Genomic DNA, 26019 nt, shown 5'->3' with positions numbered 1-26019 from the left:
CCGGGGGATCAGCGGAACCCATTGATCCCAGCAATGGCGATCCGGGGCGCCGCAACCGCCGGAGCCGGAAAACGCAACCGCAGATACCGGGCCTTGCGCGGCTGCCCAAAGGCCGGCCGCTGCGTGGCGCGGGCGTAGTTGATGTTCGAAAACTCGCCCTCGCCCGCCGCGGTCCATGCTTTGCCGTCCACGCTCGTCTCCGCGACCCAGCGCGACGGCGGCGCTGCTTCCGGGTCGATATGCCGCGTTGGCGTCAGCGTGAATCCGCGCAGCATTTCCTCACGCTGCAGGTCGAACGTGACTTCGGCGGGAGCGGCGGATTGCCATGCGGTCTTCGCATTATCATCCATCAGCGCGTCGGTCCCCGCTGCGCTCGCCGCAACGACCTTCCATCCCCGGCTCGGGATCAGGTTGAGATCGCTCGATACCGCCGGCGGCAGCTCGGCGGGCGCAACCGACCGGTACAGCCCGATGCTGCGCAGCGCAGGCCCAGCCTCCGCCTCCACAGTGCGAAAGCGGACGCGGCGCGGCGCGATCGGCGCGGTCAGTCGAACATGGCGCTGCGGCCCGACCATCTCCTTTTCGGCAATGGTCCGCCACGTGCTGCCATCGTCCGACACATCGATGGCAAAGCGCGTGACGCGCAGACCCAACGGCAACCATTCCTTCAGCTCGATTAGGTCGAATGCACGCCCCGGTGGCAGGTCCAGCGTCAGCGTCGCGTCCTTCGCATCGGCGGGCGCGCACCAGAAACTGTCGGGATTGCCGTCCACGACATTGCCGGCCGTGGATCCGATATCGGCGCTGGCGGTCACCACCGCCCCCTGGGCAAGGTCCGTGGCAAAAGTAGCGCGAAGGACATCGCCGAACGCAGTCAGGCTGGCGACATCCCGGTCGGGGATGCGGCCGCGCCGATCCGGCGGAATGTTCAGGTGAAACGTTGTGCCGTGGCCGACCGACCGGTCGAACATCTCCATCAGCGTCGCGGGCGTCTTGACCTGCGCATCCTCGTCCGCGTGATAGAACCAGCCAGGGCGGATCGAAACGTTGGTTTCCGCCGGCCACCACAATTCGCCGCCCCGGACGCCGGGATAGCCATTTTCCTGGGTATAGGGGATGTTCGGCATGGTCGGCCAGCAGGGGTCCCCCGCATGGCCCTCCTCATTGCCGACCCAGCGGATGTCCGCGCCCAGCGGATCAAAGGTGCAGGCTTCGGGCTGGAGCTCATGCACCAGCTTCACGATCGACGGCCAGTCATAATAGCGCGGCGCATCGATCCGCCGCGTTTCCCGCGCGCCGCCATAATAGCCATCGCCGCCGTTCGCCCCGTCGAACCACACCTCGAACAGCTTGCCATAGCGGGTGCACAATTCGGTCAATGTCGCGCGGTAATAATCGATATAGGCCGGGCGGCCATATTCGGCATAATTCCGGTCCCAGGGGGACAGATACAGGCCATAGTTCAGCCCCGCCCGGCGGCACGCCTCGCCCAGTTCGCCGACGATATCGCCCTTGCCGCCCTTGTAGGGCGCATTGCGGATGCAATGTTCGGTCAGCATTGTCGGCCACAGGCAGAACCCGTCATGATGCTTGGCCGTCAGGATCAGCCCGGTCATGCCCGCCGCCTTGGCCACGCCTGCAATCTGATCGGGGTCGAAATCGGTCGGGTTGAACAGCGCCGGATCCTCGTCGCCGAACCCCCATTCCTTGTCGGTGAAGGTGTTGATCGAAAAATGGACAAAGCCGTAAAAGCGGCGATCATGCCATTTCAGCTGGCGGGCGGACGGCACCGCACCCCATGGTGCCGGGACGGACGCCGCGCCGCCTGCACTGGCAAGGCCGCCGGGGCTGCATGCGGCGGCACCGCCCATGGCCATGCTGCTGGCCAGCAATGCGCGGCGGGATAGGCTAGGGTTCATGGCTTGGCTCCTTGATCGGGATTTCGGGAAAGGGGGATCAGCCACACCTCGGCGATCTGACGCCCGCGTCCGCCGCCGCCAATGCCGGGCGGACGATGCCATTCCAGGGTCAGTTCGCCGTCAGCGGTGACGGCATGGGGCAGGTCGATGTCGACCAGCTGGGGATTGGTCCTGCGCGCCGTGAACGGGATCAGTTCCTTGCCATCGGCCATCAGCCGCAACGGCAGCGCATAATCCTCTCCCGCCCAGCTATAGCGCAGACGATATCGCCGGTCGCGTTCCAGCCCGGCATAGCGCAGGGTCAGCGGATGCTCGAACAGTGCCTCGGCATAGCTCAGCTGCGCCATTCGCCATTCCGGGCCGGGCACAGCATCGGCCACGCCGTCGATCGCGCTGGCAAATCCCTGCGGATCCGTCGGATAGCCTGGCCCGCGCACCAGATGCGGCTCGGCATCGGGATCGCCCAGATCGTCATACAGCGCCAGTTGCCCCATGCCCCAGCGGTCGCCGATCTTCAGGATCGCCGCACTCCGCTTCGGTTCCGGCATCTGCATTGCAGCCTCCAGATCAGCCTCCACAGCCTGACGGTCATTCAGGTCGATGTCCGCCCGGTCCAGATTGGCCCCCCGCTCCCAGTTGGACGCGCCATATCGCGCCACCGACAACTGCATCCGCGCCCCCTGCCACAACGCCACGGCCAGTTGGTCCAGCCTGGCACGCAGCGGGGCGACCCTGTCGGGTTCCGGCCGGGCATAGGCGGCGCGGGCCGCTGCAACCGCAGCCTCCGCGCCCATCGCCCGCACCTGACGCAGCGAATAGAGCGCCTCGGCCTGCCGCGCCTCAGCCGCGCTCAGACGGTGCCGGACCAGCGCATCATAGACCGCGCGATAGCGATACAGGTCGATGCGCCAGTCCGCCCATTGCGCGCGTTGCACCGCATCCATCCGGGTCAGTGTCTCGTCGATACCCGTATTGCCCGCCGGATCGCCGCGCCAGTTTGCCTCCAACCGCGCCGGGATATCGGCAAAGGCCGCATCGCCGACAAACATCCGGGCATAATCCGCCGCCACCGTCGCGCCATCGATTGCCGGGTTCCATCCCATGGCCAGCCAGTGATGGACGTTCCAGTCGTCATTCACCCCTTCGGAATACGTCACCGCCCCGCGCGTGCCCGGCGTCATGACGGCAAAGGCCGCGGCCATGGCTGCTGGCCGAGGGTTTACCGGCTCCCGCCCCTGCGTCAGGGCAAAGGCGGGGTGCCAGTTCAGTACCGGCAATTGCGCGTGCATGGCATGGGCGGTGTCAGGATACAGCTCCACCGGGAACCGCCCTTCCAGCCTGCGAATATGTTCAGCGGCGCTTATCCGCGTCTGCGGCCCGACGAACACCGCGCTCAGCCAGTCGGGACGGGCATCCGTCTGCCGAAAGAACGCGTCCAGCCGCGCGGCATCGAACCCCTGTGTCGAAATCAGCAGTTCGGCACCGGGAAAGCGCCGCCGCATCGCAACCGCCAGCCGCTTGGCTAACGGAAACAACCGCTCCGCGCTGGTATGACCAGGATCGCCGCCGGGCAGATAGACGGCATGAAGCGCGGGCAGCGATGCGATCAGTGCATTGAACCGCGCCACTTCGGCATCGTCCGCCGCCCCGCCATCATAGTCGCCGAGCAGCGGATAGAAGATCGCGGCATCCAGGCCCAGCCTGTCGCTGGCCGCCGCCATGGCGCGCACCGCCTGTTCCGGTGGCACCGGGAACAGAGGCGATGTTGCGGCATCGTCGCTAACCGGGGCAACAATCTGGATGCGGTTCGCGCCCCACAGGGCGAAATCCTCGATCCGCCGGTCCAGCATGGCGGGCGTCCAGGCATCATAGCTATTGTTCTTGAACCGGTACCCGATCTGCGTGCCCCGCACCGGCTGGACCGGTGCCTCGCAGATGGCGGCGGTCATCGCCAAGGTCAGGCCGTCCGAGCGCCGCAGTAGCCACCCGGCGGCATAGACATGCCCCCGGCGCTGCGCTGCGCTGACCGTCAATGCCGTGGCGCCTGTCCGTTCGATGCGAAAGCCATCGCCCGTCCCGGCCTTTTGCTGGAACCGGATGGTGGCGCTACACGCTCCCGCGCGCCCCGCCGTGGCCCCGCGCTCGATCAGCCGCCGTTGCAGCAGCGCGCCCGCAACTGCGGCATCCCCTTTTGCCTCAATACAGGGGCGGGACAGATCGACCGGCAATGCCGGCGCAGCAACCACCAGCCCGGCGATCAGCAACCCGGCAATCACGCCCGCTTGCCCGGGCGATCCTGCGGCGCGGCGGCAAAGGCGCGGTTCGGCGTCCGCCCCATCTCGAAGCGCAGCGTGCCGCCCTGCATGACCGTGGCATGGTCGATCCAGCCGCGTGTCCAGGGCTGGCCCCGCCAGCGCACCGACTGGACATAGGGCGCATCCGGCGCATTGCCCGCCGCCTCGACGATCAGCCGCTTTCCGTTGCCCAGCCGCAATTCCGCCCGATCGAACAACGGGCTGCCCAGCACATATTGGGTGCTGACCGGATCGACCGGATAAATGCCAAGCGCGGACAGGATGAACCATGCGCTCATCTGGCCGCAATCGTCATTGCCGATGATTCCGTCGGGCTTGGCCGCATACATCTCGGTCAACAGCCGGCGAACCATCGCCTGCGTTTTCCATGCCGCCCCGCAATAGGCATAGAGATAGGCGACATGGTGGCTGGGCTCATTGCCATGGGCATATTGCCCGACCAGTCCCGAAATATCTGGCGGCGCATCGGCGGGCAGGGTCGATGGGCCGTTGAACAGGGCGTCCAGTTTCGCTTCGAATGCCTCATCGCCGCCCATTGCCGCGATCAGGCCGGGTACGTCATGCTGGTTGAGGAACGTCGCCTGCCAGCCGTTGCTTTCGGTAAAGTCCCGCCACCGCTTGGAATGGCCGAAACCGATGGGATCATAGGGTTCGGCCCAGCGGCCATCGGCCATGCGGCCGCGGGCGAAACCGATGCTGCGATCAAAGACATTGGCCCAGTTGCCCGATCGCCGCCGCAGCCGTTCCGCCCCCGCCCGGTCCCCGGCGGCATCGGCCAGATGGGCGGCGGCATAATCGTCATAGGCATATTCCAGCGTGCGTGACACGCTTTCGAATATCCGGTCGGCGGGCACATAGCCCAGTTCGTCATAGGCCTGGATGCCGTGGCTGTTGTCCAGATCGGGCATGGTCCAGTCAAAACTGCGCCGCGCGGTGTTGGGCCAGGCCGCGGCATAATCCGCCCTGATCCCCTTGGCCCGCGCCTCGGCCATTGCAGATACGCCGTGCCAGCCGATCATGCAGCCGGTTTCGACCCCCTGCAGCGGCCAGACCGGAGGGCCGAACGGGCTTTGCTGCGTCTGGCGGATCAGGTCCTCGATCATCCGTCGGGTCCGCTCGCCCCCGATCAGCGTCTGCAATGGGTGAAAAGCGCGATAGGTATCCCACAGCGAATAGGCGCTATAGGCCCGCTCGCCGGGTTTCAGCTGATGCACCTTGCGGTCCAGCCCGATGGTGCGGCCGTCGACATCGGAAAACAGCGTGGGGCCAAGGCTGGCGTGATAAAGCGCAGTGGCAGCAATCGTCCGCTGGTCCGCCGTTCCGCCCGCAACCTTCAGCACCGAACGCTCGCGCGACCAGGCTTTTGCGGCGGCCGCGCGATACCGGTCGAACGACCAGTGCTTCGCCTCCGCCTTCAAATTGGCCCGCGCTCCGATCAGGTCCACGGCCGAAATGCCGCACCGGATCACGATCGGATCGGCCCCGGCATCGTCGAAATGCAGCGCGACCTTCAGCCGCTTGCCGGTGACACCGCGACCCGTGACCATCGTGTCGCCATCGCCATGAAACTGCACCCGGTCGGGCGAGCGCGACAGCTGCATGGCAAAAAAGATGCGCCGCCCCTTGGCCCATCGGAACATCCGCCGCGTGCCCGTCAGCGTGCCGTCCGCCTCCAGCGTCAGCGCCGCCTCGTCGATGAACGCGGGAAATTGCGGCTGATCCGCGATCAGGTGCGACAGGTCGATCAGCAGATGGCCCGGCCCCGCCGGAAAGCGATACCGATGGATGCCCGTCCGCTCGGTCACGGTCAGTTCGGCGCGGACGCCGTTTTCCAGGCTGACCGCATAATAGCCGGGCTCCGCCCGCTCGTCCGAATAACGCTGGCGATATCCTGCATCGGGGTTTTCGCGCGGCCCCGGATTCAGCTGAACCGGACCGGTGGCGGGCACCACCAGCACGTCCAGCATGTCGCCGATCCCGGTGCCCGACAGATGGGTATGGGAAAATCCCATGATCGACCCGTCATCGACATGGTATCCCGAACAATTCTCCCACCGTTCGACGCCCGTGTCGGGCGACAGCTGCACCATCCCGAACGGCATGGATGCACCCGGAAAGGTATGGCCGGTGCCGCCCGTGCCGATGAACAGGTCCGGCGCAGCAACGGCGGGCGTTGTTGCGGCATCGGCTATGGTGAACGGTGCGGCCCCCGCCAGCGCCAGTCCGCCCGCTCCGGCCATCAGGTTCCGGCGAGTGACGTTCATAGCGTTCGCCCCAGCAAATGCGGCTTGCGCTTCGCAAGGTCGAGGATCAGTTCACCGAACAGGCCATTGGCCCAGGCGAACCATTCGCGCGTGAACTTGGCCGCATCGTCCTTGTCGAAGGCCTCGTGCATGAACCCGGTATCGGCATGGGTCTGCTTCAGATGGCTCAGGCAACGCAGGATTTCGGCATCGTCGCTGCTGTTCATCGCGCGCAGGACGATCGCCATCGGCCAGATCGTGCCCTCCCCGGAATGGGGGCTGCCAATGCCCTGGGCCGCCCTGCCGGACTGGAAATAGGGGTTGCGCGGGCTCCATGCTGCGGCGGCGCTGCGCTGCCAGAGCGGATCTTCCCGGCCGATCGCGCCCAGATAGGCCAGGCCGGACAGGCTGGGCACATTGGCATCGTCCATGAAATGGGCATTGCCATAGCCATCGACCTCATAGGCCATCAGCCGCTCGCCGTTGGCCGGGTCGATCATCATGCCATGCTGCACCAATGCTGCGGCCACTTCATCCGCCAGCGCGCTGGCATCGCTGGCCAGCGCCGCATCGTCGCGCAGCGCGCTGACCATCGTCGCCAGCTTGCGCAGCGCGGATACGGCAAACCAGTTGGCCGGGATCAGGAATGGGAACAGGCAGCTGTCATCGGACGGACGGAACATCGAATGGATCAACCCGACCTTTCGCGTCGGCGCGCCATAGCCGTTGAGGGTCAGTGTTTCGCTGGCCAGCCGGTCGCGGCGGAGGAAGCGGTATGGCCCCGGCCCGTCCTTTCGCTGCTGTTCCCGGAACGTCCGCACCGTCGCACGAGCTGCATCGTGCCACAGCGCATCGAACGGTTCCGTATCGCCCGTCGCGCGCCAGTAATCATGCGCCATGCGGATAGGATAGCAGAGCGAATCCACCTCCCATTTCCGTTCGGCGACGCCCGGTTTCATCTCGGTATCGTCGGCCAGCGCCCAGGGCAGGGTCGTGCGTGCAGACGGATCACGCATAAAGGCATTGGCATAGGGATCGATCAGGATCGACCGGGCATGACGCGCGATCAGCCCGCGGAACAGCTCACGCAGCGCCGTATCACTTCGCGCCAGATGCAGATAGGGATTGAGCTGTGCCGCGCTGTCCCGCAGCCACAGGCACTGGATATCGCCAGTGATCACGAACGCATCCGGCCGGCCGTCCACATGGTCCATGAACACGGTGGTATCCAGCGTGTTCGGATAGCAATTCTGGAACAGCCAGCGCAGTTCGGGATCGGCGATCCGCGCGTTCACCCGCGCAATCTGCCGCTCGACGGCCCGACTGGTGAACCGCCGGTCGGCAGGGGCCGGCCGCTTGCTAGCAAAAGCCGCTGGGCGAGCCACCGCGGGCATCGCCGCCGCTGCCATCGTGCCAAGGCCAGCGGCCATTACCGTGCGCCGCGTGACCGTCATTTCGGCAACGCCTGTTCGCCGGTGATGGTGAAGCGCAGTTCGCTTCCTGCCGCCTGCCCCGGCTGTCCGCCGCCGATGAACAGCCGGTACTCGCCCGGCCGCACCGCGCGGTTGCCCGCCACATCGACCGTGCTCAAACGGCGCGGGTCCAGCGTGAACCGCACCGTTCCGCGTTCACCCGGTTTCAGCGTGATCCGCTGAAACCCCACCAGACTGTGCCGCAGCACCGGATCGTTGAAACTGCCGATGCGATTGAGCGCATCCGGCGCGATCAGATAGGCCTGCGCCACCTCCTCGCCCGCCCGCTTGCCCCGATTGGTCAGACGCGCCGTGACCGTGATCGTCTCGCCCGCCTGCACGCTCGCCGGACCCGACGGCGCTGAATAGCCAAAGCTGGCATAGCTCAGGCCATGGCCAAATCCCCAAAGCGGCGTCCCGCTGAAATAGCGATAGGTCCGCTCGCGCATATTATAGTCGACAAAGGCCGGCAGGTCTCGGGTGCGCGCATAAAAGGTAACGGGCAGGCGACCTGACGGGTTGGCGGTTCCATCCAGCACATCGGCGATTGCCGTGCCCCCCGCCTCGCCCGGATACCAGGCGGCCAGCACCGCATCCGCATTGGCCTTGGCCCATTCCATCGCCACCGCGCTACCGGAAAGGAGCACGACGACCAGCGGCTTGCCGCTCGCCTTCACCGCCTCCAGCAGCGATTGCTGCGCAGCAGGCAGGCCGATGTCCGTGCGGTCGCCGCCCGAAAAGCCCGGCACCTCGATCTGCAGGGCCTCACCCTCCACAGCCGGAGACAGGCCAACGAACGCCACGACGGCATCGGCGTCCTGCGCCGCTGCCACCGCCCGCTCGCGCTGCGCCGCCGCCGGCGCAACCCAGGTCAGGCGGATGCCCTCATCCTCGCTGCGATGCGCCAGCTCCATGCGAAACCGGTGCGGTTTCGTATCGGCGAAAGTGTACCGGACCTCGATCCCCTTGCCATCGCCGCTATCCGCGATCACCGGCTGATCGTCGATCCACAGCCGAGCGGCGTCGCGCCCGGTGCATGCATCCCAGCATCGGGGAATGTCCACCCGCAGCACATGCTCGCCCGGCCCCTCAGCCGCGATCGTCCCGGTCCAGCGAACGCCGTAGCGATTGTCGGGCAGCGTGGGCAGCGGCGGCGCGCGGTTCCAGTCGAAATCGACCGTCCGATGCTTTGCCGTCCCCATCGGCGCCCCGGCAAGATCGGGGTCCGCAAAGAATTGCGCGTTCAGGCCATCGCCAAATGCCGTCGCCGGCACCACCACCGGCACCCCATCGGCCAGGGTGGAACCCTGCGCATAGCGAACGTCGAACCGTGCGGTAAGGCCAGCCAGCGGCGTCACCGGGCGGACGGCGGTGCCGTGATAATTTGCCTGAAGCACGTCCACGCTGTCCGCATTGGGTCCGATCACCGCAATCCGCGCCCCGGCCTTCAGCGGCAGGACGCCCCGGTTCTCCAACAGGACGATCGACTTGCGCGCCGCCTCCAGCGCCAGCGCCCGGTGCTGCGGCGTTCCCACCTGATCGGGGCGGATGCTGTCCCATCGGCTTTTGGTGCCAAAGGCATCGCCAAGCCGCTTGCGCGCCATCAGCACCCGGCCCAGCGCCCGGTCCACCGTCGCCTGATCGGTCAGCCCCTCGGCCAGCGCCTTGTCGAGACCGGCAAAGCCCGTTCCGCAATTCAGGTCCATGCCCGCACCGATGGCCAGCGCCGACCCTTCGGCATTGTTGCGGGCATAACGCTGATAATGCGCGATATTGCCGATGGCATCGCAATCCGACACCACGAAGCCGGTAAAGCCCCAGTCGCGCCGCACCCGGTCGTTGAGCAACCAGTCGGCGGCACAAACCGGCACGCCGTGAATGCCGTTATAGGCGCACATCACCGACTGCGCCTTGCCCTCGGTCAGCGCCTGCCGGAACGCGGGCAGATAGGTCGCCTCCACGTCATGCGGGCTGGTCTGCACGCTGAAACTGTCGCGCCCCGCCTCCGGCCCGCTATGTGCCGTCAGATGCTTTGGCGTGGCAATCACGCGCGGCTGTTCCGGGTCCGGGCCCTGCAATCCGCGGACATAACCGACGGCCAGCGTCCCGGTCAGCACCGGATCCTCGCCATAGGTTTCCTGACCCCGGCCCCAACGCGGATCGCGAAAGATGTTGATGTTGGGGGACCAGATGGTCAGCCCCTGATACCGCTTGCGGTCAACGCCGCTGAGTGCATTGTACTTCGCCCTGGCCTCGGTCGACACCGCGGTGCCGATCCGCTCCATCAACGGCGCGTCCCAGGTCGCGGCAAGGCCGATGGCCTGCGGAAACACCGTCGCCATACCGTTGCGGGACAGGCCATGCAGCGCCTCGTTCCAGTAATCATAGGCGGGCAGATCGGGCGAGGATTGCGTCACCTTGGACTGGAGCTGCGCTGCCTTTTCGGCCGGGGTCATTGCCGCGATGCGCGCGGCAACATCGGCATCCACCGGCGTTTCCTGTGCGGCGGCAAGCGCCAGGGCGAGCGCAATCATCGTCCTCCTCCCGAACCCAGATGGTGCAGTTCCAGCGTGCGGCGCAGCTTTGCCATTCTGGCCGTGCCGGTAATGCCGACCGTCACCGTCTCGCCGGGCAACAGGTCGATGAAATTGTCCGATGCCGACGCATCCAGTGTGCCGAACCCGATCCACAGGCCGCGCGTCAGCCGCTCTGCACGGATCGTCAGCCGGGGCTTGCCGTCCGGGCCAGTGGACCATGTGGGCTTCAGCCCAGGGTCGGGCAGCGCCATCGCCTTTTCCAGCACGGCCGCAACCATGGCCCGCGACACGCGCTGGCCATCGACCGTCATGTCGATGACGGCCATTGTCCGGCTGCGATCCGTCGTACCGAACAGGGCAGCATCGTCATAGGTCGCAACCGGCGTCGCGGACAGCGGGTCCAGCCGTGCAGTGCCCGACGCGATCGGCGTTTCGCGCCCGTCCACATCGACCAGCCGGACCGACCATTGCGCATCGACTGCGCGGGTCAGGTCGGAAATCAACACGACGTTCGTCTCGCCATTCTCACGTCGGCCCGCACTGACGGCCAGCAACGCAAAGGCCCGACGGGCAGCGTAATGCAGCGCCTTCCACCGTCCATAATAGTCGACGCTGGACCAGCTAGCGCCCGGCCACACATCGTTGAGCTGCCAGTACAGCGATCCCATCGTCACCGGGCGGCAGGCGCGATGATGCAGCGCGCCCAGCGCAATGCCATCGGCCTGCATCGCCTGGCTCAGATAGACGAAATCGGCGAAACTCGTCGGCTCACGATAGCGAAGGCCGATATAATAGAGCAGCCGCTCCTGCCCCTCGCCCTTCAGGAACTTCTGGTGGGCGCGCATCACCGGCGACGTCACGCTCATATCGCCCGGCCTGGCATAGCTGGCAATGGTCGGCATCCCCGGCATCGCCTGCAGCCCGTATTCCGACATGAAGCGGGGACAGCTTTCCAGATAGGCGCTGGCCGGTTTCTTGCCGCCCCACACGTCCCAGTAATGGCGATCGCCATCGCCATCCACATCGGGCTTGCCCTCGTAATTCGTACTGGGCGATCCCGGCCAGTATGGGACATCGGCATCCCGGCGTTCGGCCGCGTTGCGCAGCACCTGATTGAACAGGATCGCCATGCCGGTGCCGACCCGCTCCTGCTCGTCCGGCCCGACATTCTTCTTGAACGCCACCCGGTCGCTCCAGTTTTCCCAGCCCGACAGCACTTCGTTATTCCCGGCCCAGATCACGATGGACGGATGCGCCTGTACCCGGTCGACCTGCTCCTCCGCCTCGATCCGCACATTCTCCCGGAAATCCCGGTCATAGGGGGTGATGGCACCGCCGAACATGAAATCGGACCACACCATGATGCCGAGCCGATCGGCGGCATCAAAGAAACTGTCGGGCAGGTACATTCCCCCGCCCCAGATGCGGACCATATTCATGTTGGCCGCCCTCGCATCGGACAGGATCGACGTCATGCGCGCATCCGGCACGCGCGGGCCAAAACTGTCGAACGGGATGAGGTTCGCGCCCTTCATGAAGATGGGCAGACCGTTGATCTTCAGCGCGAAGCCGCGTCCGACCGCATCACCTTCTCGCACCAGTTCGACGGTCCGCAGACCCGTGGATCGGGCCGCCTGATCGACCTGCTGTCCGTTCAGCGTCACGCGGGCATCCACGCGGTACAATGGCTGCTCGCCATAGCCGGCGGGGTACCACAGTCGGGGATTGGGGATGGCGACGGGGACAGCCACGCGGTTGCGCCCGGCGGTCAGCTGCACGGTGCGGCTCACCCGGACTGACGCGCCGTCCGGCCCGGTGACGGTCAGGTCGACCGTCGCTGCCCCGTCCCGGTCGGCGACAAGCTCAAGCTCGGCGGCGATGCGCGCTTCGGCGGGGCCAATCGCCTCCTGCTGCACCCGCATGACGTCGATGCGGGCTTCGTCCCAAAGGTCGAGGCGCACCGGACCATTCGGCCCGATATTGAGGATACGGGGACCCCAGTCCCATCCGTAATGATATTTGGGCTTGCGGATATAGGGGGATGTCTGGCGCGCGGGTGGCTCGTCGCCGAACATGGAATCATATTCGCCCGGCAGCGGATACTGGATCTTCTCGACCACCGGTTTCAGGACGCCCAGCGGCGACCGGAACCGGATCAGCACGGCGTTCCTGCCCGGCTTCAGCTGCGGCCGGATATCCGCCCGCCAGCGGCGATGGGCGTTGTTGGCCGTCAGGATCATCCGACCATTCACCCAGACCTCGGCAAAGGTATCCAGGCCCTCCAGCACCAGATCCACATGATCGCGCGCCAGCATGGCGCCGCTGGCCTCAATGGTCCCGCGATAATCCCAGTCGCTGCGCCCGACCCACTGGATCGCCGCCTCGTTCGTGCCAATGAATGGATCCCGGACAAGCTTTTGCTCGATCAGGTCGGACTGGACATAACCGGGAACCTTTGCCGGCCGCCACCGGGCGCCTGCCGGATGCTCGCGCTCCACCGTCGCCTGGCCCGGGGACAATCGCACTTCCCAACCCTTGTCCAGCGCCACCGTCTCACGTGGCCCGGCGCCCAGCACGGCGGGGGCCGCTGCCAGCATCAGCCATGCTGCACGAGCCCGCCTCATCGGGCGTCCTCCAGCGTCACGCCCTCCACTGCGTAAAAGGGATGCGACAGGGGCGATGTGAACTGGAAACACAGATCGGCGTCCCCGGCTTCACCCGACAGCGTGCCGGTAAAGCGGAACCGGTTAGGCGCACTCGCCGGATCGGGCAGCGGATAGGTGCCGACCACCCGGCCCTTGCACCCCCCCGCCGTGACGACCAACTCGCCAAAGCGGGTGACGGCATAATGTTCGCGCAGCGCCGATGCCTCATGTGCCAGCCCATAATGGCGGGGCAGCCGGGCAACATCGATGGCAAAACCCTTTGCCTCGCCCAGCGGGGCGTTCAGCCATTGGGTGCAGGTGTCAAAGATGTTGACGTTGAACGCGGGGGTGTTCGCCGTCTGCATCCCGGCCAGCGGGACGCGAAGGCCTAGCGCGCCCTGCGGACAGGCGGCAAGATCGCTTGGCCCCGCCGAAAGCCATGCCGAACGCGTTGCCGAATACTGACGCGGTGCGGCCATGACATGGCCGTCTGCTGCAAACGGCGCCGCCGTCACCACTGCGCCCACCTTTACCTGGATTGGCGCCTTGAACACCGGCGACCGGGCGGTCGGCTCGCTGCCGTTCAGGGTATAGCGGATGGAGCCGCGCTGCACCTGATTGTCCATGCCCAGCGTGACCACGCCCTGACGCAGGGCATCGCCCCGCCCGCCCGATGGCCGGAAATTGACGGCAAAGGCGCTATCGGCAGCACCCACGCCCTCGCGCCGATACCGGATCATCTGCGGTTCCAGCCGGATGACGAACCCGCGCCAGTCACGCTTTTCCTTTGGCGACCAGGTCAGTTCAGCCAGCGCGGACAGGCGCGGGAAAATTGCGTGCTGTTTCTGCTCGGGCGTGACCAGATATTCGGACCATGCATTGGCCTGTGCGCCCAATACGTGCTTCAACTTTGCCGGATCGATCCCCGGCGGCTGCGGGTCATAGCCATAGACCTGTTCCAGCGTCTGGATGCCCAACCGCCCCGGCGGCTCGTCCGACCGGTCCGATTGCAGATTGTCGAAATAGAGGTTGGGCGCGGGCGACAGCACGACGTCATGCCCCTTGTTCGCCGCCTCGACCGCGCCCTTGTCCCCGCGCCACGACATCACCGACGCACTGGTCGGCACATCGCCCTCCAGGATCTCGTCCCATCCGATCAGGCGGCGGCCCTTGCTCGCCAGATGCTTGCCCAGTTCGGCGATCATCCATCCCTGCAACTGGTTCTCGGTCGTCAGGCCCAGCGCCTTCATCTGCGCCTGCACCGCGGGCGATCGCTTCCACTGATCCTTCACCGCCTCGTCCCCGCCGACATGGATGATCGGTGACGGGAAAATCTCGACCAGTTCGTCCAGCACATTCTTGATGAACGCCATGCTGCGCTCGTTCGGCGCGAACAGCCACGGATTGACGCCCCATTCGTTGCCGACGTCCGGCCGGTCGCCCAGCACGCCGATTTCCTGGGGATAGGCGGCAACGGCCGCCTGCGCATGGCCCGGCAGGTCGATTTCCGGGACGATCACGATGCCGCGCTCGGCAGCATAGGCGACCAGCTTTTTCAGCTCGTCCTGGGTGTAAAATCCGCCCACCTTCTCGCGCGGCGGCTCCCCGGCCGATGGCGGTGTGCGAAATCCGCCGATCCGCGTCAGGTCGGGATAGCGCTTGATCTCCAACCGCCATCCCTGATCGTCCGACAGGTGCAGGTGCAGCGTATTCAGCTTTTGCGCCATCATCGCGTCGACGATAGGGTACAGCGTTTCAACCGGCTGAAAATGGCGGCTGACGTCCATCATCAGCCCGCGCCAGGAAAAGCGCGGCGCATCGCTGATCGTCATGGCGGCAAGGGAAACCGGCTGGCCAACCTTTGCATCGGGGCTGAGCAGCTGGGCCAGCGTCATCGCGCCCCAGATCATGCCCCGGTCGCTGCTGGCGGCAATCGTCACGCCGCTGCGCGTGACGGTCAGGCGATAGGCTTCCTCGCCCGTCACTGCGTCATCGCGCACGATGCGGATGCCGCCGCCGTCCTTGCGGCTCAGCGTCAGACCGCGGTCGGTGCGCACCTGGGCAATCAGCAACTCGGCCGCGCGCGCCGCGCCAGCATCTGCCGGATCGACCGCAACACCGGTTGCTGCGGTCACCCAATAGCGTCCGGCGGCCGGTGCGACATCGGCCGGTATCGGAATGACCGGGAGGGTTTGGGAAAAGGCGGGGTCGCTGGCGATGCCCAGAGCGAGGAACGAGACCATCCACGCGGTTCTGACCATCATCTGCTAACCCCTGTCCGTCATTGTTACGCGGTGCCCGGAATGGCTGGGCGGTGCCCCGGGCGACTGAAACATGGCCGCGGCTACACCGCAACCGACCGTCCCCGCTCCCCGGAAAGAGGCCGGGAACAGGGTTGCTGTTCCCGGCCGAGGGGAGGGTACGATGCTACGCCTTACATCCGGAACTGCGCGCTGAGCGAGAAGACCCGGCCATTCTTGTAGATCGACGTCGGTGCGTTCGGCGTCGAGCTGTACTGGTAATAGGTTTCGTCCAGCAGGTTGGCGGCGGTAGCCACGACCTGGAAGTTTTCGCTCAGCGCATAGCTGATCTGGGCGTCCACCTGCTGATAGCTGTCGGTATAATCCTGCGACTGCTGGCGACCGAAGCGATAGAAATACTTCGACCGGCGGTTGTAGCTCAGACGCGCCTGGAACGGCCCGCTCTCGTAATAAGGCGAGATCTGCAGCGTGTGCCGCGACAGGAACGGCAGGCCGGTGTTGAAGCTGGGCGTTTCGGCATCGGCAAAGGTATAGGCGCCCTGGATACCGAACCCTGCGAACAGGTTGGTATTGCCCGACAGCGAGAAGCCGGTCACCTGCGCCTTGCCACCGTTGATCGGCCGCGAGATCGAATATTCCAGCGTCTGGCCGGTGATCGGGTTGGTGAACTCAACCCCGTCCTCGACCTGGTTGCCGACATAATTCGAAATGTCGCGATAGAAGACTTCCGCCGCCAGGAAGCTGCCCGGCGCGAAGTACCATTCGGCGGACAGGCCGAAATTGGTCGCCGCATAGGGCTTCAGATCCGGGTTGCCGCCACCGCCGCTGCGGGTGGCATCATCCAGCGACAACGAACCTGCAAGGTCCGAATAGCGCGCACGGGCAATCACCTTTGCCGCCGATGCGCGCAGCGTCACATCCTCGCCAGCATCATAGATCACGTTGGCCGAAGGCAGGAACCGCGTTTCGGAATTGTTGACCTGCGTGAGGGCGAACGTGCCGTTCGACTGGACATAGAAGTTCGATTCCGTGTCCGTGTTGACCAATCGGCCGCCCACGTTGCCGCGGAACTTGCCGGAGCTGAAATTGGCCTGCACATAGCCGGCAGCGATGTTTTCCTTCACCAGCCAGTATTCGTTGCGCACGAAACCGCGTTCGTCGGTGAAATTGCCGAACCGTTCCAGCCCATCGATGATGCCGTCCTTATCCATGCCGACATAGGGCGCGCCGTTCCCGGACGTGCCGAGGCCATTGTACAGGCCGCTGGGCAGCACGTTGAAATCCAGGTCGGCCAGCGTGAAGTTCTGGTTGGTGAACACCGCGTTGCTGAAGCTGGTGTTGCTGTTTTCATGGGCGACGTAGCGCGCACCGAACAACAGCTCGCTGAACGGGCCGAACGACACGTCCCGCTTCACGTTGAACTCGCCGAACGCTTCCTTGTCCTCGGTAAAGCCCGACTGGCGCGGAATGCCGCCGATCTGCCGGCCAAAGAAGGTGCGACCATCGCTGGCGGTGATGTTTTCGCCGCCCCCGGCAGTGAAATTGCTCAGCCACTTGGTCGGATCGGTCGCGGGCGACGTCCAGTCGACCGTCGTGTTGCGGCCATTGGCACCCGAGGTGAAGCCCATCTGCGTGCGGAAATCGAGCAGATATTCGGGGTCCTTGCCGCCGCTGGCCTTGGTGTAACCCGCATTGCCGGTCACCGCCCAGCCTTCGGCCGGCTGCCAGTCGAACAGCAGGGAGTAGGTGTCGTTCTTGACGCGGGTGCGGCGATACAGGGTATCGAGCTGGCCCGTCGCGCCAGTCTGTCCGGCCGGAATGCCGGTGAATGTCGCGCTCGTCACCAGGCCATCACCGAACTGCGCGCTGACCAGCCGCGATCCCTCGAACCCATAGGTGTACATCGAGTTGGAGACGTTGTCGTAATTGCCGCGGATGATCAGAGCATTTGCAGTCAAGGTCAGCGTGTCGCTCGGGCGGACCTGGATCGACCCATTGAAGCCGACGCGCTCACGCTCCTGCTTGAAGAATTCCCGCGCCAGGAACGATGCAAAGCGCGAACTGGAAAGTTCGGTGCGCTCGGCGGCGGTCAGGTTGGCGGCGGTCTTGCCGTTGAAGGTCGCCGTGGCCGGGGCATTATCGAGCAGCGCCTGTCCGGTACGATACCAGTAGACGGCGACACCCGCGCGGCTCAGCTGCTCCTTGTCATAGTTGACGGACGCCAGGATGCCGATCGTGTCATCCGCATTCTTCCAGCTATAGAGCGCAGACCCACGAAAGCTGCCGCGATCGGCGCGATCGTTATATTCGCCGCCAGCGGTGACCGCGATCGTGCCGGAATCAAGGTCGAGCGGCTTGCGCGTCACCACATCGACGCTGGCGCCGATCGCGCCTTCCTGAAGCCGGGCTTCGGGCGTCTTGTAGACAACGGCCTGGCTGATGATCGTGGGCGACAGCAGCGAATAGTTGAACGAGCGGCTAGACCGGTCGGACGGGTTGCCGCCCCAGTCGGCTGACGCGACGGAGTGACCGTTGATGGTCAGGCGGTTCAGCGCAGGTTCGACGCCGGCGATCGACAGCTGCTCGCCCTCGCCGAACTGGCGATCGACCGTGACACCGGGCAGGCGGGCCAGCGAGTCGGCGACGTTCGAATCCGGGAAACGACCCACGTCTTCGGCGCTGATCACATCGACGATGGAATTGGCTTCGCGCTTGCGCTCGATCGAATCGGCGATGGACTTGCGGATGCCGGTGACGACAATGTCATCCTGACCGGGATCGACTGCCTGCGCGTCCTGGGCGTGCGCAATGCCGCCCATCGACACGATCGCGGTCGAAGCCATCAGAAAATTACGAACAAGCATGGATGCTCCCCATCTTTTCACTGGCCGGCCAGAGCGGACGACCCCCCTACTCATCACTATCGGGCTCTTGTTGGAGTTATATTGGTCCCGTCAAAAGCCTACCTAACAGTGACCAATTTATTTCGTCAAATCCATCAAAATCGTTCGCTGCGGCGCAGCAATGTAACATTTTGGTGAAAAATGATACGGTTGCGTGTCGCTGAAGCCGCGCAATAAGGTCTTGGGTAAGCCCATTTCCCATAGCTCAGACCAAGCAGGGCGGGCATTGCAGGGCGGCCGAATCGGCAGGGTTGCGTGGATAGCGGTCGGCACTGACTGACCAAAAGGATCATTGGCGAGCAGCCAGCACCGATGGGAAGCCGACTGATCCGTCCATCAGCAGCAAAAATCGCGCTTGAACCATACCAGTATATAACCTATCGACAGGTTGTGCAGGAAACATCGCCTCTTTACTCTCTCACCTCCCCCCGTGCGCGAGGTCGTTTGATGAGGTTTTCCGATCGGGTGGGTCGCTTCGACCCAGCCAGCCATTCGCCGCTATACCTGCAACTGCAGCAGATCGTTCGCGGCGCCATCGAGTCAAAATTGCTGAGCCAGGACGATGCGATCCCGCCGGAGCGCGACCTGGCCGAGGAGTTCGGCGTCTCCCGCATCACGGTGCGCAAGGCGATCGAGGGTCTGGTCGAGGAAGGGTTGCTGGTCCGCCGCCGCGGTGCAGGCACCTTTGTTGCGGCGCGCGTCGAGAAAAGCTTTTCGAAGCTGTCCTCCTTTTCCGAGGACATGATCTCGCGTGGCCGTTCGCCCAGCAGCGACGTCGTGCTGCGCGCGGAGGGATTGGTAACCCCTGAAGAGGCGCTGTCGCTCGGCCTGTCACCGGGCACCAAGGTCTATCGGTTCCAGCGCGTGCGTTATGCCGACAATGTCCCGATGGCGATGGAATATGCGACCATCGCCGGCCATTGCCTGCCGGGCGCAGATGCGGTCAGCGATTCGCTGTATGCTGCACTGGATGCCGCCGGTTGCCGTCCCGTGCGCGCGCTGCAGCGGCTGCGGGCCATTCACTTTCCGGCTGAACAGGCCAAGCGACTGGGGGTCGAAACCGGCCATGCGGGCCTGTTCATCGAACGTCGCGGTTATTCGGCCGACGGCGAAACCATCGAATTCACACAGTCCTATTATCGTGGGGATGCCTACGACGTGGTCGCGGAATTGAGCGTCGTCTAGCATCTGGAGCAGTCGAACTGGGGGAAAATGGTCGAAGTTGAACAAATGGGAGCCGCATCGTCGCCCTCCCCCACCTTGATGTCCACCGAAGCGGGCGAGGCTGCCGACCGGCTGGCCCACGCGCTGAAGATCAATGCCGGCGCAGTATCACGGCTCAGCCGTCATCTGCGTCAGTCCCCGCCACGCATGGTCATCACCTGCGCGCGCGGATCGTCCGATCATGCCGCAACCTATGCCAAATATCTGATCGAGACGCTGATCGGGACCCCGGTTTCCTCTGCGGCACCGTCGGTCTCCTCCGTCTATGGCGCTGACATCGCTGCCGAGGGGATGCTGCTGATCGCCATTTCCCAGTCGGGGCGCAGTCCGGACCTGCTGGCAACGGTGCGGCGTTATGCCGCGGCCGGGGCAACGGTCGTCGCACTGGTCAACGACGAACAATCGCCGTTGGCTGAAATCGCCGACTGGCTGATCCCCCTGAACGCAGGCCCGGAAAAGTCGGTGGCGGCGACCAAATCCTTTATCCTGTCGCTGGCGATGCTCGCCTTCATCGTCTCGGAATGGAGCGACGATGCCGCGTTGAAGGACGGGGTGCGGCATCTGCCCGTCCTGCTGCGGGGCGCCCATGACCTCGACTGGTCGGAAATGGTCGATCTGCTGGCCGATGCAACCAATCTGTTCGTGCTCAGTCGGGGCTATGGCCTGGGCATCGCGCAGGAAGCGGCGCTGAAGCTCAAGGAAACCTGCGGCCTTCATGCCGAAGCGTTCAGCAGCGCAGAGGTCCGCCACGGCCCGATGGCGATCGTTGGCCACGGCTTTCCGGTCATCGCCTTTGCCGGATCGGCCAGCGACGGTGACGATGTACGCCAGGTGGCGAGCGAGTTCGACGCGCGCGATGCGCGGATGATCCTTGCCGACGGACGTGCCGGCCTGTCGGGTCAGCTCCCGACGCTGCGCGCGCATCCGGCCATCGAACCCCTGCTCATGGTGCAAAGCTTTTATGCCGCGGCAGAGGCGCTGTCGCGGCGGCGCGGTTTCAATCCCGATGAGCCCCCGTTCCTGCGCAAGGTGACGGAAACGCGATGAGCGGCCTGTCCTTTCGCAACGGCACCGTCCTGGCAGCCGATGGCCGGTCCACGGATGCTGCGCTGTCGGTGAATGCCGACGGGACCATCGGTGCCATCGCGAGCGATGCCACTGCGCCGGACGCCATCGACCTTGATGGCGGTTTCCTGTTGCCGGGATTCATCGACACACAGGTGAATGGCGGCGGCGGCGTGCTGTTCAATGATACGCCCGATGTCGCCACCATCGCGCGGATTGGAGAGGCGCATCGCCGCTTTGGCACCACCGCGTTCCTGCCGACATTGATCAGCGATACCCTCGACGTGATCGAGGCCGCGCTCGACGCCACCGATGCCGCCATCGATGCGGGCGTGGACGGATGCATCGGCGTTCATGTGGAGGGGCCGTTCCTGAATCCCGTGCGCAGGGGCATCCACGACAAACAGCATTTCCGCGCGCTGGATGACCGGGCGATCCGCCTTCTCACCCGTCCTTCGCGCGGCAAGGTGATGGTCACGGTGGCACCGGAACAGAATGATCTGGACGCCATTCGGGCGCTGGTCGATGCCGGCGTCATCGTTTCGTTGGGCCATAGCGATGCCACCTATGAACAGGCGCGTCAGGCGATCGAGGCGGGCGCGCGCGGCGTTACCCACCTATTCAACGCCATGTCGCCGCTGCTCCACCGCGCGCCCGGCATGGTCGGTGCGGCGCTGGAGGACGAAACCGTCTATTGCGGGCTGATCGTCGACAAGATCCATGTCCATCCCGCCGCAATTCGCATGGCGCTGAAAACGCGACCGGCCGACCGAATGATGCTGGTCACCGATGCGATGCCCAGCGTCGGCAATGGTTGCCAGAGCTTCATGCTGAATGGCGAGTTGATCCGCGTCGAAAACGGGGCGTGCTTCAGCGCCGATGGTACGCTGGCCGGATGCGATCTCGACATGGCAACGGCCGTAGCGAACACCGTGGATATCGGCGTGCCGATCGATGTTGCCGCCGCCATGGCGAGCGCCAATCCCGCCGCGTTCCTGGGAATCGGCGACCTTTATGGGGCCATCGCGGTTGGCAAGCGGGCCGACCTGGTATGGCTGGGTCGGGACCTCAAGATCCGCGGCACCTGGATCGGTGGCCGTCAGGTCAACTGAGCCCGTTTTCGGTCCGGTGCCGCCATCCGCCGCGCCGGACCGCCCCCTTGTAATTGCTCCCGTGCAGGAATGACCATGAGCGATACCATCATCCTGACGGCACCCTTTCCCGGATGGGCCACGCCCCTGGACGAGGTGCCGGATGCCGTGTTTGCCCAGCGGATGATGGGGGACGGGGTTGCGCTGGATCCGGTCGGCGACTGTCTGCACGCGCCGTGCGACGGTGTCGTGCTGACCATCCATGACAGCCGCCACGCCCTGACCATGCGGGGCGAAGGCGGGATAGAGCTGCTCATCCATATCGGGATCGAGACGGTTGCGCTCGGCGGCACGCCCTTCACCCCGCTGGTGCAGCCGGGCGACGTGGTTGAGCGGGGTCAGCCGCTGATCGGGTTCGACCTTGATCGCATCGCCCTTGGCGCCGCATCAGCTGTCACGCCGATGATCGTGACCAATGCCGATCGTTTCGCGGTGGTCCGCACCGAAACCGGACGGATGCTGGGCATGGGCGAGGCGGTCCTGTTCCTGAAGGCAAAGGCGGAACCGCTGCGGATCGCAGCGGATGATGGCGGCGAACTCGTCTCCGATCCATTTCCCCTGCCGATGGTCCATGGTCTTCACGCCCGCCCGTCGGCGCGCATCGGAGAGGCTGCACGCGCCTTTCTGTCCGAATGCTGGTTGGAAAAGGACGATCTGCGCGCCAGTTGTCGCAGCGTCATCGAACTGATGGGCCTGGGCGTCCGCATGGGCGATCCCGTTCGCGTGCGCGCATCCGGGCCGGATGCCGATGCGGCGGTCCGCGCGCTGACCGATCTGATCGGCGGGGGGATGGGCGAGACGGCTACCGATGGCGCCTCCCATCCGGTGGTCAGCGAACCTGCCCCTGCCCTGCCGGTTGCAGCCCGCGATGGCGTCATTCCCGGCGTGCCGGCCGCCCCCGGTCTGTGCATCGGCACCGCGCAATGGCTGCGCGTCCGCGACGCCATGATCCATGAAGCGGGTGCAGGCGAGGCGATCGAGCGGCAGCGCCTGGCAACCGGCCTGGCCGCTCTGGGCGATCGGCTGATCGCAGCGACGGCCAGCAATCCCGTTGCCGCCGCGCACCGGGAAATGCTGGGCGACCCCGCCCTGATGGCGGCGGCAGAACCGGTGATTGCCGCCGGTGGGTCCGCCGAACATGGCTGGCGAACGGCGTGCCGGGTGATGGCGACGCGCCTGCGGGCGATGGGCGACCGCCGCATGGCCGAACGCGCCGACGACTATCTGGACCTGGAGCGGCAGATGATTGCGCTGCTGATGGGGACGGAGCCGGAAAGCCACACCTTTCCGCCCAATACCATCCTGATCGCGGACGATCTGCTGCCGTCCCAGGTCGCTGCGCTGGACGATGCCGTGGTCGGCCTTGCGGTGCGCGGCAGTGGCCCGACCGCACACATCGCGGTCATTGCGGCCAATCGCGGTCTGCCTGCGTTGGTTGCGATCGGTGACGGGATTGACGCGATCGGGGATGGCGATCGCTTGATCCTGGATGCCGGCAATGGCGCGATCGAGCATCGCCCGCACGGTGCCCGCTGGGCCGAAGCATCCGCCGATGCCGAGCGGCGGGCTTCCTTGCGTGCAGCCGCCGCGCAACAGGGCCGCGCCCTCGCCGTCACCCGCGATGGCCAACATGTCGAGGTTTTCGCCAATCTGGGATCGGTGGACGATGCGCGCGCGGCAACGGATGCGGGAGCTGAGGGTTGCGGACTGCTGCGCACCGAATTTCTGTTCCTCGACCGGGCATCGCCGCCCGACCGACACGAACAGGCAGCCCTGTACCGCGCCATCGCCGCCGCCATGCCGGGCCGCCCGGTCATCGTCCGCTTGCTCGATATTGGCGGAGACAAGCCCGCCAGCTATGTCGACCTGCCAGTGGAGGAAAACCCTGCCCTTGGCCTGCGCGGCATCCGGGTGGGTCTGGCTCATCCCGAACTTTTGAGCGAACAGATTGCGGGCATTGTCGCGGCGACGGCGGATCATGACTTGCGCATCATGGTGCCGATGGTGGCCCATCTGGATGAGCTGATGGCCGTCCGTGAACTGGTCGACGCACAGCGGCGCGTACAGGGGATCGGCCGGACCATTCCTGTCGGCATCATGGTCGAAACGCCGGCGGCGGCGATGACGGCGGCACAGCTTGGCACGGCGGCCGATTTCTTCTCGATCGGTACCAACGACCTGACGCAGTACACGCTGGCGATGGATCGCGGCAATCCGGCGATTGCCGGCAGGATCGACGGTCTGCACCCCGCCGTGCTTGCGCTGATTGCCGCCACCGTGCGCGGTGCGGCGCATCACGGACGCTTTGTCGGCCTGTGCGGCGGTCTGGCCGGGGATCCGATGGCGGTCCCCATCCTGATCGGCCTTGGCGTCGATGAACTGTCCTGTTCGCCGCGCCTGGTGCCAGAGGTCAAGGCGCTGATCCGGCGGCTCAGCGTGGCGGGATGCCGCACGCTGGCCGATGCCGCGCTTGCCGCCGCCTCCCCGGCCGAGGTCCGCGCGCTGGCCACTGCTTTTCACAAGGAACTGGGCGAATGAAGCAGATCGTCGGGGCATTGCAACCGATCGGCCGGGCGCTGATGCTGCCCATCGCCGTCCTGCCGGTGGCGGGATTGCTGTTGCGGCTGGGGCAACCCGATCTGCTCGACGTGCCGTTGCTGGCGGCGGGGGGCAATGCGCTGTTCTCCAGCCTGGGGTTGTTGTTCGCCATCGGCGTCGCCACCGGCCTTGCGCGAGACGGCAACGGCGCGGCGGCGTTGGCCGGGGTGACGGCATATCTGGTGGCCGTGCATGGCGGGCGCGTCCTCCTGACCATTCCACCCGACGTAATCGCTGGCGTGCCGGAGGCGCTAGTCGCAACGGTCAGCGATGCCTACCGGGCAAAGGCGATCGGGCGGCTGGACGTGCCGCTCGGCATCCTGTCCGGCGTGATCGCCGGGTTCCTTTACAATCGCTATTCGGGCTTCACCCTGCCTGCCTATCTGTCGTTTTTCGGCGGCCGCCGGTTCGTGCCGATCATCTCCGGCTTTGCGGGCCTTGCCATGGGCGGCGCTACGGGCCTTGGCTATATGGGGCTGGACCACGGCCTTGACGTTGCGGGCAATGCGATGACGACCGCAGGGCCGGTTGGCCTGTTCCTGTTCGGCGTGTTCAACCGGCTGCTGCTGGTCACCGGCCTGCATCATATCCTCAACAACGTCGCCTGGTTCATGCTGGGGGATTTTGCGGGAACAACTGGCGATCTGCGCCGCTTCTTTGCAGGGGACCCGACGGCGGGGGCGTTCATGGCCGGGTTCTTTCCGATCATGATGTTCGGCCTGCCCGCCGCATGTCTGGCGATGTACCGCAACGCTTTGCCTGAGCGTCGCCGCGAAGTCGGCGGCCTGCTCGCCAGCCTCGCCGCCACCTCGTTCCTGACCGGCGTGACCGAGCCGATCGAATTCACCTTCATGTTCGTCGCGCCGCTGCTCTATGTCATCCATGCGCTGCTGACCGGCGTTGCGATGGTGGTCATGGACCTGCTCAACGTACGAATGGGCTTCGGTTTTTCGGCTGGCCTGTTCGATTATGTCCTGAATTACGGCGCGGCCACCCGGCCGCTGATGCTGTTGCCGGTCGGCGCTGCGTTCTTCGTTGTCTACTTCCTGGTGTTCGACGTTGCGATCCGGCGGTTCAACCTGCCGACGCCGGGACGGGACAGGGGTACGACCGGGGCGAAGGGCGCTGCCCCGACGGCCGCCGCGGCTGATCGCGCGGATGGCTTCATCCTCGCCCTTGGCGGTGCGGGGAACATCACCCGCATCGGGGCCTGTACCACCCGGCTGCGCATCGTGCTGGTCGATGGCGGCGCCGTGGACGAAACGGCGCTGCGACAGCTTGGCGCCCTGGGACTGGTTCGCCCGTCTGAAACCGCGCTACAGGTCGTGATGGGTCCGGTCGCCGATCTGATCGCCGTCGAGATCAACGCCCGGCTGGAGGCTGGACCGGCGCAAGCCGCGACCCGGCCGGTCAGCGCAGCGCCAGCCGAGCCAGCTTTGGCTATTTCGCCCCGGCCCGGCATCGTCACCGCGGCGGGCGGCACCGATGCGATCCGCGATGCGCAGATGGTTGCTGGGCGGTTGCGCCTCGTCCTAGCCAATCCCACCGCACAGCCTGCCTTTGACCGGGTGGAGGGCGTGCGCGGTTCGTTCAGCGCTGGCGGCGGCGTCTGGCACCTGCTTGGCGCGCGGTCGGCGCTGATCGACTGACCGGTCGGCAGTTCTGCTATTTCCAGATGGGGCGGCG

Annotated in this window: 13 protein-coding genes; 5 read left to right on the top strand and 8 right to left on the bottom strand. The window is 65.6% G+C overall.

Translation table 11 applies throughout. The annotated features are described in order from the left end of the window. Positions 1 to 8: 8 nt before the first annotated feature. The 8 genes from ACNI3Q_RS02720 to ACNI3Q_RS02685 all read right to left on the bottom strand — a co-directional run bounded on the left by ACNI3Q_RS02720 (position 9) and on the right by ACNI3Q_RS02685 (position 18256). On the bottom strand, positions 9 to 1919 hold the full coding sequence (locus ACNI3Q_RS02720) for an alpha-L-fucosidase (RefSeq protein WP_426273890.1): 1911 nt from the start codon (positions 1917 to 1919) through the stop codon (positions 9 to 11). Beyond that, positions 1916 to 4195 (bottom strand): hypothetical protein, encoded by a 2280-nt coding sequence (locus ACNI3Q_RS02715; protein WP_426273889.1) that lies wholly within the window; start codon positions 4193 to 4195, stop codon positions 1916 to 1918. The genes ACNI3Q_RS02720 and ACNI3Q_RS02715 overlap by 4 nt, the downstream gene beginning before the upstream one ends. Beyond that, on the bottom strand, positions 4192 to 6498 hold the full coding sequence (locus ACNI3Q_RS02710; protein WP_426273888.1) for a GH92 family glycosyl hydrolase: 2307 nt from the start codon (positions 6496 to 6498) through the stop codon (positions 4192 to 4194). Before ACNI3Q_RS02710 ends, ACNI3Q_RS02715 begins: the two co-directional genes overlap by 4 nt. Beyond that, on the bottom strand, positions 6495 to 7931 hold the full coding sequence (locus ACNI3Q_RS02705) for a glycoside hydrolase family 125 protein (RefSeq protein ID WP_426273887.1): 1437 nt from the start codon (positions 7929 to 7931) through the stop codon (positions 6495 to 6497). Before ACNI3Q_RS02705 ends, ACNI3Q_RS02710 begins: the two co-directional genes overlap by 4 nt. Continuing rightward, the gene (locus tag ACNI3Q_RS02700) at positions 7928 to 10483 is read right to left on the bottom strand and encodes a glycoside hydrolase family 3 C-terminal domain-containing protein (protein ID WP_426273886.1); all 2556 of its coding nucleotides are present in this window, start codon (positions 10481 to 10483) and stop codon (positions 7928 to 7930) included. The genes ACNI3Q_RS02705 and ACNI3Q_RS02700 overlap by 4 nt, the downstream gene beginning before the upstream one ends. Further along, positions 10480 to 13110 carry a beta-mannosidase gene (locus ACNI3Q_RS02695; RefSeq protein WP_426273885.1) on the bottom strand — a complete coding sequence of 877 codons (2631 nt, stop codon included), beginning with the start codon at positions 13108 to 13110 and terminating at the stop codon, positions 10480 to 10482. The genes ACNI3Q_RS02700 and ACNI3Q_RS02695 overlap by 4 nt, the downstream gene beginning before the upstream one ends. Then, positions 13107 to 15395, bottom strand: coding sequence for a beta-N-acetylhexosaminidase (locus ACNI3Q_RS02690; protein WP_426273884.1), 2289 nt, complete (start codon positions 15393 to 15395; stop codon positions 13107 to 13109). The genes ACNI3Q_RS02695 and ACNI3Q_RS02690 overlap by 4 nt, the downstream gene beginning before the upstream one ends. A gap of 170 nt (positions 15396 to 15565) precedes the next feature. Next, positions 15566 to 18256: a TonB-dependent receptor gene (locus ACNI3Q_RS02685; RefSeq protein WP_426273883.1), complete on the bottom strand. Its 2691-nt coding sequence runs from the start codon at positions 18254 to 18256 to the stop codon at positions 15566 to 15568. Between the two features lie 486 nt (positions 18257 to 18742). On the opposite strand from ACNI3Q_RS02685, the gene ACNI3Q_RS02680 reads away from it, so the two are divergent. The 5 genes from ACNI3Q_RS02680 (at position 18743) to nagE (ending at position 25982) form a co-directional block, all read left to right on the top strand. Beyond that, the gene (locus ACNI3Q_RS02680) at positions 18743 to 19480 is read left to right on the top strand and encodes a GntR family transcriptional regulator (RefSeq protein WP_260019422.1); all 738 of its coding nucleotides are present in this window, start codon (positions 18743 to 18745) and stop codon (positions 19478 to 19480) included. Positions 19481 to 19525: 45 nt separating this feature from the next. Next, the gene (locus ACNI3Q_RS02675) at positions 19526 to 20566 is read left to right on the top strand and encodes an SIS domain-containing protein (RefSeq protein WP_426273882.1); all 1041 of its coding nucleotides are present in this window, start codon (positions 19526 to 19528) and stop codon (positions 20564 to 20566) included. Beyond that, entirely contained in the window at positions 20563 to 21696 is a 1134-nt protein-coding gene (nagA, locus tag ACNI3Q_RS02670; RefSeq protein ID WP_426273881.1) for an N-acetylglucosamine-6-phosphate deacetylase, read from the top strand. Before ACNI3Q_RS02675 ends, nagA begins: the two co-directional genes overlap by 4 nt. A gap of 75 nt (positions 21697 to 21771) precedes the next feature. After that, entirely contained in the window at positions 21772 to 24273 is a 2502-nt protein-coding gene (ptsP, locus tag ACNI3Q_RS02665) for a phosphoenolpyruvate--protein phosphotransferase (RefSeq protein WP_426273880.1), read from the top strand. After that, positions 24270 to 25982 (top strand): N-acetylglucosamine-specific PTS transporter subunit IIBC, encoded by a 1713-nt coding sequence (gene nagE, locus ACNI3Q_RS02660; protein WP_426273879.1) that lies wholly within the window; start codon positions 24270 to 24272, stop codon positions 25980 to 25982. The genes ptsP and nagE overlap by 4 nt, the downstream gene beginning before the upstream one ends. The last annotated feature ends 37 nt before the right edge of the window (positions 25983 to 26019 follow it).

Origin of the sequence: Sphingomonas eleionomae, assembly GCF_049889035.1 — a bacterium.
GTDB lineage: Bacteria > Pseudomonadota > Alphaproteobacteria > Sphingomonadales > Sphingomonadaceae > Sphingomonas.
Note: the sequence above shows the minus strand (reverse complement) of the source record. Positions and strands in the feature narration are given on the sequence as shown.

What these genes read in the sequence shown, in the direction of transcription:
- ACNI3Q_RS02700 (WP_426273886.1), bottom strand. Translation starts at nt 10,483, where the DNA reads ATGATTGCGCTCGCCCTGGCGCTTGCCGCCGCACAGGAAACGCCGGTG.
- ACNI3Q_RS02705 (WP_426273887.1), bottom strand. Translation starts at nt 7,931, where the DNA reads ATGACGGTCACGCGGCGCACGGTAATGGCCGCTGGCCTTGGCACGATG.
- nagE (WP_426273879.1), top strand. Translation starts at nt 24,270, where the DNA reads ATGAAGCAGATCGTCGGGGCATTGCAACCGATCGGCCGGGCGCTGATG.
- ACNI3Q_RS02720 (WP_426273890.1), bottom strand. Translation starts at nt 1,919, where the DNA reads ATGAACCCTAGCCTATCCCGCCGCGCATTGCTGGCCAGCAGCATGGCC.
- ACNI3Q_RS02710 (WP_426273888.1), bottom strand. Translation starts at nt 6,498, where the DNA reads ATGAACGTCACTCGCCGGAACCTGATGGCCGGAGCGGGCGGACTGGCG.
- ACNI3Q_RS02695 (WP_426273885.1), bottom strand. Translation starts at nt 13,110, where the DNA reads ATGAGGCGGGCTCGTGCAGCATGGCTGATGCTGGCAGCGGCCCCCGCC.
- ACNI3Q_RS02690 (WP_426273884.1), bottom strand. Translation starts at nt 15,395, where the DNA reads ATGATGGTCAGAACCGCGTGGATGGTCTCGTTCCTCGCTCTGGGCATC.
- nagA (WP_426273881.1), top strand. Translation starts at nt 20,563, where the DNA reads ATGAGCGGCCTGTCCTTTCGCAACGGCACCGTCCTGGCAGCCGATGGC.
- ACNI3Q_RS02680 (WP_260019422.1), top strand. Translation starts at nt 18,743, where the DNA reads ATGAGGTTTTCCGATCGGGTGGGTCGCTTCGACCCAGCCAGCCATTCG.
- ACNI3Q_RS02675 (WP_426273882.1), top strand. Translation starts at nt 19,526, where the DNA reads ATGGGAGCCGCATCGTCGCCCTCCCCCACCTTGATGTCCACCGAAGCG.
- ACNI3Q_RS02685 (WP_426273883.1), bottom strand. Translation starts at nt 18,256, where the DNA reads ATGCTTGTTCGTAATTTTCTGATGGCTTCGACCGCGATCGTGTCGATG.
- ptsP (WP_426273880.1), top strand. Translation starts at nt 21,772, where the DNA reads ATGAGCGATACCATCATCCTGACGGCACCCTTTCCCGGATGGGCCACG.